Consider the following 13766-nt stretch of genomic DNA (forward strand, 5'->3'; position numbering starts at 1 on the left):
ACTTAGAACTTCATACCGAGGCCGAAGGTGACGCGGTTGTCCGTCGCCTTGACCTTGCCGATACCGTCGAAGCTCTTGCTGCCGAAGTCGGTGTAGCGATACTCGACGCGGCCGAAGACATTGTCGGTCAGCTTGATGTCGGTGCCGACGCCTGCCGTCCAGCCGAGCATGGTGGCGCGGTCGCTGGCGAGAAGGACCGAGTCTTCCACCTTCTGGCTTTTGCCGGCGAGACCGCCGGTGCCGTAGAGCAGGATTTCCGGGGTCACGGCGTAGCCGAGACGGGCACGCAGCGAGCCTTCGAAGCCGCCCTTGGAGTGGATGCCGTTGTCGTCACCCTTGACGCCGTTGTAGCCGAGTTCGGCTTCACCGCCGTACACGAAGTTCTCCTGCTGCCACTGATAGCCGCCGAAGACACTGCCGACAAAACCCTTGGTGTCGGTCGAAACGCCGAAATCCTTTTCCTTGGTCTTGCCGCCGAAGCCGTAGCCAAGGTTGATACCGGCATAGGGACCGGCCCACGAGGCGACCGGAAGTTCGGCAACCGGAGCGGGTGCCGGCGGCTCTTCCGAAACGACGTCCGCGGCATAAGCGGTACCACCGAGGGCGAAGAGCCCGAGCGCAACAGCCAGCGGCCGTGCGAATTTGAGATTGGCTTGCATTGTTCTTTACTCCTTAAGCCACAGGACACAGGCTTGTTTCTCACGATCGCCATCGACCCGTCCGGGGGGTGAAACGGATCTGGCGTTCGTCGGTTCCAAATGTCGTGTCAAAATGCGGCTGAACCGAACCTGAACTTGGGTCATTCCCCGGCGCGAATGAGGCAGAACCTTGACGTTGCATCTTCGCAACAGCGAAATGTCAGCAGCAAGTTCGTGCTGCGCTGCACGCGGCTTGGTGCAAGGACTCCAGCGACCTATATTGCGGTCCGGCGGTTGCGAGTCCAAGAGGGCCCGGCACGTCGAACTGGGCACTTCGCCACAATGTTGCCCCAGGTGCGAACGTCGTTTAACGCATGCCGGGCCATATTTCGCCAGCGTCGCGTTTTCGGGCCGAAATTGAGGATTGACACATATGAGCAAAGCCACTGCCGTGGCGCTGGTGACCGGTGGGGCGAAACGGATCGGCAAGGTGATTGTCGAGGACCTCGCCAGTCATGGCTTTGCGGTCGCCATCCATTCCAATCGCTCTCACGATGCGGCGGATGCGCTGGCCACGGGGATCAACCGGTCGGGCGGGCGCGCCGCCGTGGTTGCGGCCGACCTGACCGACATGGATGCCGTCGGCGACCTCGTCGGCCAGGCGGAGGCCGCGCTGGGTCCAATCTCGCTGCTGGTCAACAATGCTTCGCTCTTCGTCGATGATTCCGTCGAGGATTTCGACTGGCGCGCCTGGGACCGCCATTTTGCCATTCACCTGAAAACCCCGGCGCTGTTGGCGCAGAACTTCGCCCGTTCCTTGCCGGAAGGGCAGGAGGGGCTGATCGTCAACATCATCGACCAGCGCGTCTGGCGGCCGACGCCGCGCTATTTTTCCTATGCGCTATCGAAATCGGCATTGTGGACGCAGACGCAGATGTTGGCCCAGGCGCTCGGGCCGCGCATCCGCGTCAATGCGATCGGGCCAGGCCCGACGCTGAAGAACGTGCGCCAGGACGATTCGGATTTTGACGCGCAGGTCGCTGGCCTCATTCTGAGGCGCGGCCCGGAATTGCCGGAATTCGGCGCCACCATCCGCTATCTCTGGGAGGCGCGCTCGGTCACCGGTCAGATGATCGCGCTCGACGGCGGCCAGCATCTTGCATGGCAGACGCCCGATGTGACAGGCATGGCGAAATGAGTCCTTTGGATCACAAGAACAAGGCGCGCGGCGGCGCCGATGATCTTCCTCCCGAAATCGACCTCGAGGACGAGGCGCTGGAGGAGATCGTCGAACCGGTTGGCCCGGATGTCGCCTTCACGGCCATCGACTGGACGCCGCATGCGGGCGACGCCGAAGGCATGGTCGGCGCCGAGGTGATCCAGACGCTGGTCAAGCGGCTGCCCAATGCGCCCGGCGTCTACCGGATGATGAACGCCGCCGGCGACGTGCTCTACGTCGGCAAGGCGCGCAGCCTGAAGAAGCGTGTCACCAACTACGCGCAAGGCAGATTCCACACCAACCGCATCGGCCGCATGGTGCGCGAGACGTCGACGATGGAATTCGTCGTCACCCGCACCGAGATCGAGGCGCTGCTTCTCGAAGCCAATCTCATCAAGCGTTTGCGGCCGCGATTCAATGTGCTGATGCGGGACGACAAGTCGTTCCCGTATATCCTTTTGACCGGCGACCATGTCTCGCCCGGCATTTACAAGCATCGCGGCGCGCGGTCGCGAAAGGGCGACTATTTCGGCCCCTTTGCCTCGGCCGGTGCCGTCGGCCGCACCATCAATTCCCTGCAGCGCGCCTTCCTGCTCAGAAGCTGCACCAATTCTTTCTACGAGAACCGCACGCGGCCATGCCTGCTCTACCAGATCAAGCGCTGCGCGGGTCCGTGCACCGGCGAAATTTCGCATGAGGGTTATGCCGGGTTGGTCGCCGAAGCGAAGGACTTTTTGTCCGGCCGCAGCCAGAAGGTGAAGACTGAGATTTCGGCTGCCATGCAGCAGGCTTCGCAAGACCTCGATTTCGAGCGCGCCGCCATCTATCGCGACCGTCTGGCGGCCCTGTCGCACGTGCAGAGCCATCAGGGCATCAACCCGGCGACCGTCGACGAGGCCGATGTGTTCGCCATCCACCAGGAAGGCGGCCAGGTCTGCATCCAGGTGTTTTTCTTCCGCACCGGCCAGAACTGGGGCAACCGCGCCTATTTCCCGAAGGCCGATCCGGCGCTGGAGGGATCGGAAGTCCTGGGCTCGTTCCTGGCGCAATTCTATGACGACAAACCGACACCGCGTGCCATTCTCTTGTCGCAGACCGTCGAGGACCAGGAACTGCTGGCCGAGGCGCTCTCGACCCGCGCCGGCCGCAAGGTGGCGATTTCCGTGCCGCAGCGCGGCGAGAAGAAGGACCTGACCGACAACGCCCTGCAGAATGCGCGTGAGGCACTCGGCCGTCGCCTGGCCGAAACCTCGACGCAAGCGCGGTTGCTTGCCGGCTTTGCCGAGACCTTCGGCCTCGCCAAGCCGCCGGTGCGCATCGAGGTTTACGACAATTCGCACATCATGGGCACCAACGCCGTCGGCGCCATGGTCGTCGCCGGGCCGGAAGGCTTTGTGAAAAACCAGTACAGAAAATTCAACATCCGCTCGACCGAGATCACGCCGGGCGACGATTTCGGCATGATGCGCGAAGTGATGGAGCGGCGTTTTTCGCGGCTGCTCAAGGAGCATGGCGATGTCGCCGTGGCTGAGGATGCGGCAGCGGGCGAGGCAATGGCGGCCGAGGCGGGCGATGATATCGAGGACGACATTTCCGGCAGCTTCCCGGCATGGCCGGACGTCATCCTGATCGATGGCGGCCAAGGCCAGATGACGGCGGTGCGCAAGATCCTGTCGGATCTCGGCATCGAGGACCGGGTCGTCGCCATCGGCATCGCCAAGGGGCAGGACCGCGATGCCGGCCGCGAGCGTTTCTTCGTCAGGGGCAGGGACTCGTTTTCATTGCCGGTTCGCGACCCCGTGCTCTATTTCGTCCAGCGGCTGCGCGACGAGGTCCACCGCTTCGCCATCGGCTCGCACCGGGCCCGCCGCAAGAAGGAGATGGTCAAGAGCCCGCTCGATGAAATCGCCGGCATCGGCCCCGGCCGTAAGCGCGCCCTGCTGCTGGCATTCGGAACCGCCAAGGCGGTCAGCCGCGCCGCGATCGAGGATCTGAGAAAAGTCGATGGCATTTCCGAGCAGGTCGCCAAATTGGTCTACAATCATTTCCACGAAAGTTGAAAAAATTCGCCACTTTCAGCTGGCCAGTCGAATCTGGCCTGTTGACCCCCTACAACAGCTTCTGATTTGAGTACGCAGGCAGAAAGAGTCCACCAGACATGGCCCAGCGCGCGTTCAACCTGCCTAATATGCTGACCTACGCCCGTATCGTCGCGGTGCCGCTGGTCGTGTTGTGCTTTTTTCTCGAAGGCCATCTGAAATCGAGCGACTTCGCTCGCTGGTCGGCGCTGGTCATTTTCCTGCTGGCGTCCGTTACCGATTATTTCGACGGCTATTTTGCGCGTGCCTGGCAGCAGACCTCCAACATCGGCAAGATGCTCGATCCGATCGCCGACAAGCTGCTGGTCGCCACGTGCCTCTTGCTGCTTGCGGCCGACACCGACCGCCATGCCGGCATCGCCGGCTGGTCGCTGTGGGCGGCCATCATCATCCTGTGCCGCGAAATCCTGGTTTCTGGCCTGCGCGAATATCTGGCGGCACTCAAGGTCTCGGTGCCGGTGACGCAGCTCGCCAAGTGGAAGACCACCATTCAGATGGTCGCCATCGCTTTCCTGCTGGCGGGGCCGGCCGGCGACAAGGTCTTCCCGCTGACAACGCAGACCGGTCTCGTGCTGCTGTGGATCGCGGCCCTCGTGACGCTCTACACCGGCTACGACTATTTCCGCGCCGGCCTCAAGCACATCATGGACGAGTGAGATGACGACCCGTCTCATCTACTTTGCCTGGGTTCGCGAACGGATCGGCATGCCGGAAGAAGATGTCGAACTGCCGGCCGGCATAGAGACGGTCGCCGACCTCTTGCGCTGGCTGCGGTCGCGCGGCGAAGGCTACGAACACGCATTGCAATATCCCGACGTGATCCGCGTTGCCATCGACCAAGAACATGTCGACCACCGCGAGAAGATATCGGGCGCGCGCGAAATCGCGCTGTTCCCGCCGATGACCGGGGGCTGACAGTCATGCCGGGCGTCCTGGCAGCGACCGTGCGCATTCAGCGCCAGGATTTCGACGTCGCCGCCGAGATCGCCGCACTGACGCAAGGCCGCGTCGACATTGGCGCGGTGGTCACCTTCTCAGGCCTGTGCCGCGACGAGCAGGGCGCGCTCTCGGCACTCGAACTCGAGCACTATCCGGGCATGGCTGAAGCCGAGATCGGCCGCATCGCAACCGAAGCCAGCGAGCGCTGGCCGCTGCAAGGCCTCACCGTCATCCATCGCCATGGCAAGATCGCGCCGGGGGAGAACATCGTGCTGGTGGTAGCCGCTTCGGCGCACCGCCAGGCGGCGTTCGAGGCGGCGGACTTCCTCATGGACTACCTCAAGTCGCGTGCACCCTTCTGGAAGAAGGAACATCGCACCGACGGCTCCGAGGGCGGCTGGGTCGAGGCCAAGGAAACCGATGCCCAGGCAGCCCAGCGCTGGAAGCGGCCGCCATCCGAATAATACCGTGCCGACCTTGCTCGTCCATGGCAACCGCGACCGCTCGGCGCCCATCGAGCTGACGGGCATTCCGTCCGCCAGGCTCATTCCGGACTGCCGTTTCCTCGTTTACGAGGGCGCGCCGCATGGCCTCATGTACACCCATATGGATCGGCTGCATGCCGATGTGCTGCGATTCGTGCGCGAGAGTTTGACCGCCAGCAAAGAAAAAGGCCGGCGAAACACCGGCCTTCTCGCATGGAACGTGCAGTGTCGGCTCAGCCGACGATTTCGGTATCCGAGAACCAGTACTTGATCTCCTGCGCGGCCGTTTCCGGCGCATCCGAGCCGTGCACCGAATTCTCACCGATCGAGAGCGCATGCACCTTGCGGATGGTGTCTTCGGCAGCGTTGGCCGGATTGGTGGCGCCCATCACTTCGCGGTTCCTGGCGATGGCGTTCTCACCTTCCAGCACCTGCACGATGGTCGGGCCCGAGGACATGGAGTCCACCAGTTCGCCGAAGAACGGGCGCTCCTTGTGGACGGCGTAGAAGCCCTCCGCCTCGCGGCGGCTCATCCACACCCGGCGCGAGGCGATAACGCGCAGGCCGGCCTCTTCCAGCATCCTGGTGATGGCGCCGGTGAGATTGCGCCGCGTCGCGTCCGGCTTGATCATGGAAAAAGTGCGTTCGAGCGCCATGGGTCGTCCTTGTCTGAATTCGAATTGAGAGTGGCGGGCTCTATACAAGCCGCCCGGCTGATTGCCAAGAGGGGTGAGGAGCGGGTGAGGCGTGGTCCGCCAAGCGTTCGGAAAGCCAATTGTTTGACTTTCCAGACGACGAACGCCCGGAGCGACAGCGCAGGGCCGGAATGGTCGGTGCTTCCGTGGCTGATCCCGTCGGCCGTCGGCATCAGACGGCTGCACAGCAACGGTTTGCTTGCTATAGTCGCCCGGTCGGCGCCGCGCTGAAGTCGGCCCGAATGGAGACAACATGACCATGACAGACGATCGTCAGGAGCGCATTCGCAACCGTGCACATCAGATCTGGCAGGAAGAAGGGCACCCGGCCGGTCAGCACGAACGCCATTGGCACCAGGCGGCAGCCGATGTAGACCGGGAGGACGCGGGGAAGCCGACGGTGGGCAAGAAGCCGGCCAAGAAGGCACCTGGCGCCAGCAAGGCAAAAGCCGCGCCCAAGCAAGAAAAGCTCGTCGCCAAAGCCAGCGAGCCGAAAGCCAGCAAGCCAAAGAAGGCGGCGAAGTAAGGCGGCGAAGTAAGGTCAGCTGTTCGGCCCCTGATTTTCGCAACAGGCTGACAGGCTCGATCTGCCCTGCGGATAGAAGGCCTTTGCGGCGTCACGCCGCCGCCGCAACCTTTCGTCCAAGCCCGCCATGCAGGTCGAGGCAGCGGGTGAACCACTGCGCCACCACGTCGCTGTCTTCGAGCAACTTGTACGGCGATGCGATGCGCGCCCATTGCAATGCGCCGAAGACGATATAGTCGGCAAATAGCGGCGAGGCGCCGCCGATGAATGGCTGGTAGCTCAACATGGAGCGCAGCGGCTCCAGTGCCGCCCGGAAGGTTGCCAGGCCGGCGTCGCGTGCGGCGACGACATCCTCCAGCCGCTTGCCGAAGCGCTGCTCCCGGCTCTGGCGGAAATACGAGCCATTCTGTTCGTCTTGCATGGCATGAAGGTCGACGAGCGCCGCCGTGGTGACGTAAGGGTGGATCGTCGATTGCGACCAGCGCTCGATGAAGCGCGCCATCGCCTTGCCGCCTTCGCCGCCAAACAGGCTAGGCCGATCCGGATAGGCCTCCTCGAGATAGAGCGCGATGGCAAAGGAATCGGTGACGACTTTGTCGCCGTCGCGGATCACCGGAACGGTTTTCGAAACGCCGCCCTCAACGGCGGGCACTTCGAGAAAACGCGTCGGCGCGGTCGACATTTCGAGCCCCTTGTGGGCCAGCGCCATTGTTGCCTTCCAGCAATGTGGGCTGAACGGGCGGCCCTCGTCACGCCCGACGAGTTCGTAAAGCAGAATGGTCATTGGCGCGGGTTCCTTTGCAGTCTAGGTATCGCTCCCGACACCCGAAACGGACCGGCGGGAAAAAATGAAACAGCACTTCATGATGTTTGCGGCATACAATCAATGGGCCAATGGCCGCATCTACGATGCCGCCGACGATCTCAACGACGAGGAATTCAATCGCGACGTCGGCGCCTTCTTCGGCTCGCTGATGGGCACGCTCAACCACCTGCTCGCCGCCGATCGCATCTGGATGAAGCGCTTCACCGGCGAAGGCGCCGCGCCGACGACATTGGACGCTATATTGTACCGGGCCTTGCCTGTCCTGAGGACAGCGCGCGAGGCCGAGGACCGGCGGATTATCGACTGGCTCAGCGGCTTGAGCGACAAGGCGCTGTCGGGTCGTTTCACCTATATGACCGTATCGGACATGCGCACCGTCTCGCAACGCCTGGCGCCCGCGCTGGCTCATGTCTTCAACCACCAGACCCATCACCGCGGCCAGGCGCATATGATCCTGACGGTCCTGGGTCGCCCGTCGGTGCCGCTGGATCTGGCGCATTTCCAGCGCACCGAGGAAGGCAGAGCTTTCGCCTGATCCAGATGGTTTCGTTCTAAATTCGATGGCGAACGGTTGGCGCGGACTATCGCCGCATTTTCACACAGCCGCCGAAGCCAGGCCGGTGACTTCGCCATCCAATTGGCTCTGTGTCAGAGCCGCTTCCGCCATCACCCATTGCTTGAACCGCAGCACCTTGCGCGCGGCAAGGCTCTTGTGGGGCGAGACGAAATACCAGCCGGCCGTGTTCGGATGGTGGACGGCAAAGGGAGCGACCAGCCTCTCGGCGCGGATGTCGCTGGCCATATAGGCACGGTTGGCGACGGCAAAACCCATTCCGGCATTGGCCGCCTCGTAGGACATCATGCACGAGTCGAAATAGATGCTTTTGGTCTCGCTGAGCACAAAACTGGCCCCGGCGAAACCAAGCCAGGATTGCCAGTTCTGGGTGCAGGTGTCGGAATGCAGCAGCGTGAAGTGCTTGAGGTCGTCCGGCGTCACCTTTGACACGGGCTTGTCGCCGAGAACCTCATGGAACAGTTTGCGGTTGCACACCGGGGTCAGGTCTTCCCGAAACAGCAGGTCGGACGGCAGTCCGTTGAAATGGCCGTCGCCATAGCGGATTTCCAGATCGAATTCGGAAGTCGTGAACTCATGCGTCGCGTACGAGGTCGAAACCCGCATCACGATATCGGGATGTTGCTGCTGGAACAGCGGCAGGCGCGGAAACAGCCAGCGCGCGGCAAATGTCGGCAGCACGGATATTTTCAGCACATGTTCCTGTGATTGCCCTGTCGCTTCCATGCTGGCGGCGACGATACGCTCCAGCGCCTCGCGAACGCGCGAGACATAGGTCTCGCCCTCCGGTGTCAGCGACACCGCATTGCCGCCGCGCTGAAAAATCTTGAAACGCAGCTGGTCCTCCAGGCTCTTGACGCGCTGGCTGACCGCCGATGCGGTGATGAACTGTTCTTCTCCGGCACGCGTGAAATTGCCGTGCCTCGCAGCACTCTCCACGATTTTCAGCGAATTGAGGTTGACCTGACTGAGCAGACGCACGGTTTCGACCTTAAGCTTGGCTTACGGTAGCACTAGCATTCCTAATTTTACAGGGGGAGCTAATTTAATCGACTGTTAGCCAAGTGTTTGCCCCCACTTGGAGAAGTACAATGAACGCACATACGATACCCGAATTGCGCTATGCGATGAGCCGCGAGGCCATTATCGGCCACGAAACCGCCTGGAAGGTGTCGAGCTTCGGCGTTGCGCAGTATCTGCATGGCTATGATCCGGTACTGCTTGCCGCGATCGAGGAGGCCGCCCTGAAGCTCAAGGCCAGCCATGCCGTGCACAAGCATCTCGATCTGACCTTCATCACCGGCGCCGACCGTTTCATACCTGAAATCAAGGAGTTGCTGAACGACAAGTTGCGCCTGGAGCGACTGTCCGACATGATGGGGACGAAGCTGGAACCCTATCCGCTGTCGATCGTCGGTTCGACCGTCACCTTCATGAATCCCAGGGATGGCGCCGTCGAATGGCATTGCGACGGCGTTCCGGTCACCGAACTCATTCCGCTGTCGATCAGCGATCCGCTGGTCGGCGGCCATCTCGAAATCTATTGCGATGATTCCGAGACCGGCCGCGCCATTCTCGAATCCGGCCGCGAGATTCCGCGCAACCGTATCATGCGCATCGATCACAAGATGAGATATGCGACGCTCGGGCAGTTCCTTGGCGTCCTGCACCGCACGGCGCCGATCCAGTTCGGCGAACGCGTCACCCTGGTGCTCAACCAGCGCTCCGTGGCCAAGCCCTATGTCGACGACAACAGGATGTTTTACCTTGCCGCCGACAACGATCACGACCGCGAATGGGTCAATGAACTGGCCGAGGACGTGTGGACCAATCAGCTGCCGGCCTATCGCCGGTTCGAGGCGGAACATCCGATGCCGGCCCCGGCCGAAGCACCGGTTCCGGGTGGGGCCAGGGATTCATGGTAACGATCCATGATCCGGAAAGGGAGCCGGTTTTCGGACAGGATCATGGTCGAACGCAGAGATAGAGCCCCATGGCGCTTCTTTCGGCATGGATCAGGCTCGATGTCCGCGCTGGTCTTCGCCACCGGCGCGGTGGCGTTGTGGTCGACAAATGCGCTGGTCGGCAAATCCCTGCTGGCCAGTCACCCGGTGTCGCAGGTGCAGTTCCTGCAATTTGCAGGGGCCGCGCTGGTCTTCGCGGCCATCCGGTTGATGAGCCGGGAGAAAGCCACGGCAATCACGGCGAGCACCGCGCTGGTGCCGCTCGCGGTCGGCTTCATCGGTCTGGTCGGCACCATGGTGCTGCAATATATCGCCTTCGCCTCGATGCCGGTGATCGAAGCCAATCTCGTGGCCTACACCTGGCCCTTGATGGTTGCCGCGGTCGTGATCGCCTTCGAAAATCCCCGGCGTCCGGCTTTGCTGGGCCTTGCAGCGGCCCTTGGGTTCGTCGGCGTCGCGCTGGTGATTTCGGGAGGCCGCGACCGCACCTGGTTTCAGGGTGATCTCGCCGGCTATCTGTGCGCATTCGGCTCCGCGCTGTGCATGGCTTTCTATTCGGTGATGGTGGGACGGCTCGCCACTTCGCCGGACCGCCTGTTGCTGCCATCGTCGCTGGTTGGCGTCGCCTTGACGCTTATATGGTCCGTTCGCGAAGGCGTCGCCTGGCCCACCGGCGTGGATCTGGCCCTCGGGCTCTATCTCGGTGCCGGCCCTATGGGGCTTGGTTATTACTTCTGGTCGCGGGCCCTGAAACTGGGAGGCAGCGGGAAGGTGGCTGTCATTGCCTATCTCACGCCGATCGCTTCGACACTGCTGCTGACCTTGTCCGGCGAACGGTTGACGACGACAGCCATTGCCGGAGCCGTCCTTGTCATAGGCAGTTGCATCGCGGTCGGACTGGAACGTTCGGAGGCGGAAAATTATGTTTGACGACAATGAACGTCTCGCCAGGCAGGAAGCGCATTGGCTGATCAAGGAATTTGGCGCCGAGGCACCACTTTACGCCGCGATGAAGGCCGAAAAGGCGATCGAGCAGAAGGATTTCGGGCGTTGTGCCCGCTGGAAGCGTATTCTTGAGATATTGGCTGACAGCCGTTCAACCAAGTCTGCCGTATCCAAGTATTAGATTTTCTAATTTGCACGAGGTCGATTTCCCATAAAAGTAGTTGGCGCCAAGTCTTGATTCGTTTTGGGACTTGGCGGGTCCGTTGGGGGCACGGTTAAAGAGATACATCGACAAAAGTCTTCACTGGGGTAGACGACTTTGTCGCAAATAGGGTGAAAGAATTGTCAAATATCGAGGATAAGATCGTTATCGAGCTAACCGCCGATATTGTCTCGGCTTATGTAGGCAACAATCCGCTCCCGGCTTCGGGCCTGCCTGACTTGATTGCCAGCGTCAGCGCCTCGGTCCGAAAGCTGGCTGGTGCGGCTGTCGTGGAAAGCCCGAGCCTTGTTCCGGCCGTAAATCCGAAAAGGTCGGTGTTTCCCGACTACATCATCTGCCTGGAGGACGGAAAGAAGTTCAAGTCGCTCAAGCGACATCTCAGGACGGACTACGGCTTGAGCCCTGACGACTATCGCGCCAAATGGGGCTTGCCGCCGGACTACCCGATGGTCGCGCCGAATTACTCCGCGACCCGGTCGGCGTTGGCGAAGTCGACGGGACTTGGCCGCAAGCCGGCCGCTGCGCCGGCAGTCGTGGCCAAGACGACAAAGCGCGGCAGGGCGGCTGCCTGAGGCCTTGCCGACTGCACGGCGGGCGCTGTCGCGGCTCTGACGGCGCGGTTGTGGGCGCCGTTTCCAGGCCTTGTGCGGCCAACTGGCCCGCAAGGTCTTGCGAAGCGTTGATGTCCGGTGCAAAAGCGCGGCCATGCTTATCATCAACGACCTCTCGCTCCGCATGGCGGGGCGCCTGCTTCTCGACCACGCCTCGCTCACCCTGCCGGCCGGCACCAAGGCCGGTCTTGTCGGTCGCAACGGGACCGGCAAGACGACGCTGTTCAAGGCCATAACAGGCGATTTTCCCTCCGAGACGGGTTCGATCAGCCTGCCGAAGAATACGCGGATCGGTCAGGTGGCGCAGGAAGCGCCCGGCACCGAGGACCCGCTGATCGAGATCGTGCTCAAGGCCGACCTCGAACGTTCCGCGCTCCTCGAAGAGGAAAAGACCGCCACCGATCCGCACCGCATCGCCGACATCCACATGCGGCTGGCCGATATCGACGCCCATTCGGCCGAGTCTCGCGCGGCCACCATCCTGGCCGGCCTCGGCTTCGACGACGCCGCGCAGCGCCGTCCGGCCTCGTCCTTCTCCGGCGGCTGGCGCATGCGCGTTGCGTTGGCCGCCGTGCTGTTTTCAGAGCCCGACCTTCTGTTGCTGGACGAGCCGACCAACTATCTCGACCTTGAAGGGACGTTGTGGCTTGAGAACTATGTTTCAAAGTATCCGCACACGGTGCTTCTGATTTCGCACGACCGGGATCTGCTCAACCGTGCCGTCAATTCGATCGTTCATCTCGACCAGAAGAAGCTGACGTTCTGGCGCGGCGGCTACAACCAGTTCGAGCGCCAGTATACCGAGCAGAAGGAATTGCAGGAAAAGGGCAGGGTCAAGCAGGAAGCCGCCCGCAAGCATATGGAATCCTTCGTCGAGCGTTTTCGCGCAAAGGCCTCCAAGGCAAGGCAGGCACAGTCGCGCATCAAGGCGCTGGAAAAGATGAAGCCGATCTCGGCCATCGTCAACGACACGGTACGGCCGTTCTCTTTCCCCGAGCCTGTGAAGACCGTGGCCTCGCCGATCGTGGCGCTGAACAACGTCAATGTCGGCTACACCGAGGGTCAGCCGATCCTGAAGAAGATGACGCTGCGCATCGATGCCGACGACCGCATCGCGCTGCTCGGTGCCAATGGCAACGGCAAGTCGACCTTCGCCAAACTTCTGTCGGGTCGTCTGAAGCAGGAAACCGGCACCATGACGGTGGCGCCGGGTTTGAAGGTGGCGATCTTCGCCCAGCACCAGCTCGACGATCTGCGTCCTGAGGAAAATGCCTATGAGCACGTCCGCCGGCTGATGCCGGAGGCGCCGGAATCGAAAGTGCGCGGCCGCGTCGCCCAGTTCGGCCTCACGACAGAGAAAATGAACACGCCCGCCAAGGACCTGTCCGGTGGCGAGAAGGCGCGCCTTCTGATGGGCCTGTCTGCCTTCGAGGGCCCGAACCTGTTCATCCTCGACGAACCGACCAACCATCTCGACATCGACAGCCGCGAATCGCTGATCCATGCGCTGAACGAATTTCCCGGCGCCGTTATCCTGATTTCGCACGACCGCCATCTGCTGGAAGCGACCGCCGACCGGCTGTGGCTGGTCAAGGACGGTGCGGTCAATCCCTATGACGGCGACTTGGAGGATTACAAGACGCTGGTCACCGGCGTCTCCAGCGACCGCCGTGGCAAGCGCGAAGCGGACAAGGCGTCAAAAGCCGACCGTCGCCGCGACGCGGCCGCACGCCGCGCCGCCTTCGAACCGCTGGCCAAGGAAATCCGCGCCACCGAGGCGCTGATGGATCGCATCCGCAAGCGCATCGACGGCATCGAGGACGAGCTGTCCAATCCGTCGGTCTATGAAAAGGATCCCTCGACCGCGACGCGGCTCGCCAAGGAGCGCTCGCAGCTTGCGCAGACGCTGGCAGGCCACGAGGAAAAATGGCTGACCATGTCGGCCGAATATGAGGAAGGCACGGCGGAGTAGGATGCGTAGTCTCCCGACGAGGGGGAGATTGGCTGATTATCTGGCCCTAC

At 62.2% G+C, this 13766-nt stretch carries 17 protein-coding genes; 13 read left to right on the plus strand and 4 right to left on the minus strand.

Translation table 11 applies throughout. The features are described 5' to 3' along the window. Positions 1 to 2 precede the first annotated feature (2 nt). Positions 3 to 659 (minus strand): outer membrane protein, encoded by a 657-nt coding sequence (locus tag FJ954_RS27285; RefSeq protein ID WP_015318473.1) that lies wholly within the window; start codon positions 657 to 659, stop codon positions 3 to 5. Between the two features lie 412 nt (positions 660 to 1071). On the opposite strand from FJ954_RS27285, the gene FJ954_RS27290 reads away from it, so the two are divergent. From FJ954_RS27290 to FJ954_RS31870, 6 genes are all read left to right on the plus strand, one after another. Beyond that, the gene (locus FJ954_RS27290) at positions 1072 to 1836 is read left to right on the plus strand and encodes an SDR family oxidoreductase (RefSeq protein WP_140664699.1); all 765 of its coding nucleotides are present in this window, start codon (positions 1072 to 1074) and stop codon (positions 1834 to 1836) included. Continuing rightward, positions 1833 to 3917, plus strand: coding sequence for an excinuclease ABC subunit UvrC (gene uvrC, locus FJ954_RS27295; RefSeq protein WP_140664702.1), 2085 nt, complete (start codon positions 1833 to 1835; stop codon positions 3915 to 3917). The genes FJ954_RS27290 and uvrC overlap by 4 nt, the downstream gene beginning before the upstream one ends. A 98-nt stretch (positions 3918 to 4015) precedes the next feature. Continuing rightward, on the plus strand, positions 4016 to 4612 hold the full coding sequence (gene pgsA / locus FJ954_RS27300; protein WP_015318470.1) for a CDP-diacylglycerol--glycerol-3-phosphate 3-phosphatidyltransferase: 597 nt from the start codon (positions 4016 to 4018) through the stop codon (positions 4610 to 4612). A gap of 1 nt (position 4613) precedes the next feature. Next, positions 4614 to 4871 (plus strand): molybdopterin converting factor subunit 1, encoded by a 258-nt coding sequence (gene moaD / locus FJ954_RS27305; protein WP_140664705.1) that lies wholly within the window; start codon positions 4614 to 4616, stop codon positions 4869 to 4871. Positions 4872 to 4876: 5 nt separating this feature from the next. Beyond that, positions 4877 to 5359 (plus strand): molybdenum cofactor biosynthesis protein MoaE, encoded by a 483-nt coding sequence (locus tag FJ954_RS27310; protein ID WP_140664708.1) that lies wholly within the window; start codon positions 4877 to 4879, stop codon positions 5357 to 5359. A gap of 4 nt (positions 5360 to 5363) precedes the next feature. Next, on the plus strand, positions 5364 to 5651 hold the full coding sequence (locus FJ954_RS31870; protein ID WP_140664710.1) for an alpha/beta hydrolase: 288 nt from the start codon (positions 5364 to 5366) through the stop codon (positions 5649 to 5651). Here the strand turns inward: FJ954_RS31870 and ndk are convergent. Next, entirely contained in the window at positions 5614 to 6036 is a 423-nt protein-coding gene (gene ndk, locus FJ954_RS27320) for a nucleoside-diphosphate kinase (RefSeq protein ID WP_015318467.1), read from the minus strand. The two genes, FJ954_RS31870 and ndk, sit on opposite strands and share 38 nt — an antisense overlap. A gap of 292 nt (positions 6037 to 6328) precedes the next feature. Here ndk and FJ954_RS27325 point away from each other — a divergent pair, with 292 nt between their 5' ends. Beyond that, positions 6329 to 6601 (plus strand): DUF2934 domain-containing protein, encoded by a 273-nt coding sequence (locus FJ954_RS27325; RefSeq protein ID WP_140664713.1) that lies wholly within the window; start codon positions 6329 to 6331, stop codon positions 6599 to 6601. Positions 6602 to 6692: 91 nt separating this feature from the next. Here the strand turns inward: FJ954_RS27325 and FJ954_RS27330 are convergent, their stop codons facing one another. Continuing rightward, complete coding sequence (locus tag FJ954_RS27330) at positions 6693 to 7385, minus strand: glutathione S-transferase family protein (RefSeq protein WP_140664716.1); 693 nt, start codon at positions 7383 to 7385, stop codon at positions 6693 to 6695. A gap of 64 nt (positions 7386 to 7449) precedes the next feature. On the opposite strand from FJ954_RS27330, the gene FJ954_RS27335 reads away from it, so the two are divergent. Then, positions 7450 to 7962 carry a DinB family protein gene (locus FJ954_RS27335; RefSeq protein WP_140664719.1) on the plus strand — a complete coding sequence of 171 codons (513 nt, stop codon included), beginning with the start codon at positions 7450 to 7452 and terminating at the stop codon, positions 7960 to 7962. Between the two features lie 60 nt (positions 7963 to 8022). Here FJ954_RS27335 and FJ954_RS27340 read toward each other — a convergent pair whose 3' ends face one another. Next, on the minus strand, positions 8023 to 8982 hold the full coding sequence (locus FJ954_RS27340) for a LysR substrate-binding domain-containing protein (protein WP_015318463.1): 960 nt from the start codon (positions 8980 to 8982) through the stop codon (positions 8023 to 8025). Between the two features lie 110 nt (positions 8983 to 9092). On the opposite strand from FJ954_RS27340, the gene FJ954_RS31740 reads away from it, so the two are divergent. The 5 genes from FJ954_RS31740 (at position 9093) to FJ954_RS27370 (ending at position 13716) form a co-directional block, all read left to right on the plus strand. After that, a complete protein-coding gene (locus FJ954_RS31740) occupies positions 9093 to 9926 on the plus strand; it encodes a hypothetical protein (RefSeq protein WP_181177931.1) in 834 nt (277 codons plus the stop codon). Positions 9927 to 9968: 42 nt separating this feature from the next. Continuing rightward, the gene (locus FJ954_RS27355; protein WP_140664725.1) at positions 9969 to 10895 is read left to right on the plus strand and encodes a DMT family transporter; all 927 of its coding nucleotides are present in this window, start codon (positions 9969 to 9971) and stop codon (positions 10893 to 10895) included. Further along, positions 10888 to 11091, plus strand: a complete 204-nt coding sequence (locus FJ954_RS27360; protein WP_015318460.1) for a hypothetical protein — start codon at positions 10888 to 10890, stop codon at positions 11089 to 11091. Before FJ954_RS27355 ends, FJ954_RS27360 begins: the two co-directional genes overlap by 8 nt. A 161-nt stretch (positions 11092 to 11252) precedes the next feature. After that, the gene (locus tag FJ954_RS27365; protein ID WP_140664810.1) at positions 11253 to 11705 is read left to right on the plus strand and encodes a MucR family transcriptional regulator; all 453 of its coding nucleotides are present in this window, start codon (positions 11253 to 11255) and stop codon (positions 11703 to 11705) included. Between the two features lie 133 nt (positions 11706 to 11838). After that, complete coding sequence (locus FJ954_RS27370) at positions 11839 to 13716, plus strand: ABC-F family ATP-binding cassette domain-containing protein (protein WP_140664728.1); 1878 nt, start codon at positions 11839 to 11841, stop codon at positions 13714 to 13716. Positions 13717 to 13766: the final 50 nt, after the last annotated feature.

The sequence above is a fragment of the Mesorhizobium sp. B2-3-15 genome (assembly GCF_006442875.1).
GTDB classification, from domain to species: domain Bacteria; phylum Pseudomonadota; class Alphaproteobacteria; order Rhizobiales; family Rhizobiaceae; genus Mesorhizobium; species Mesorhizobium australicum.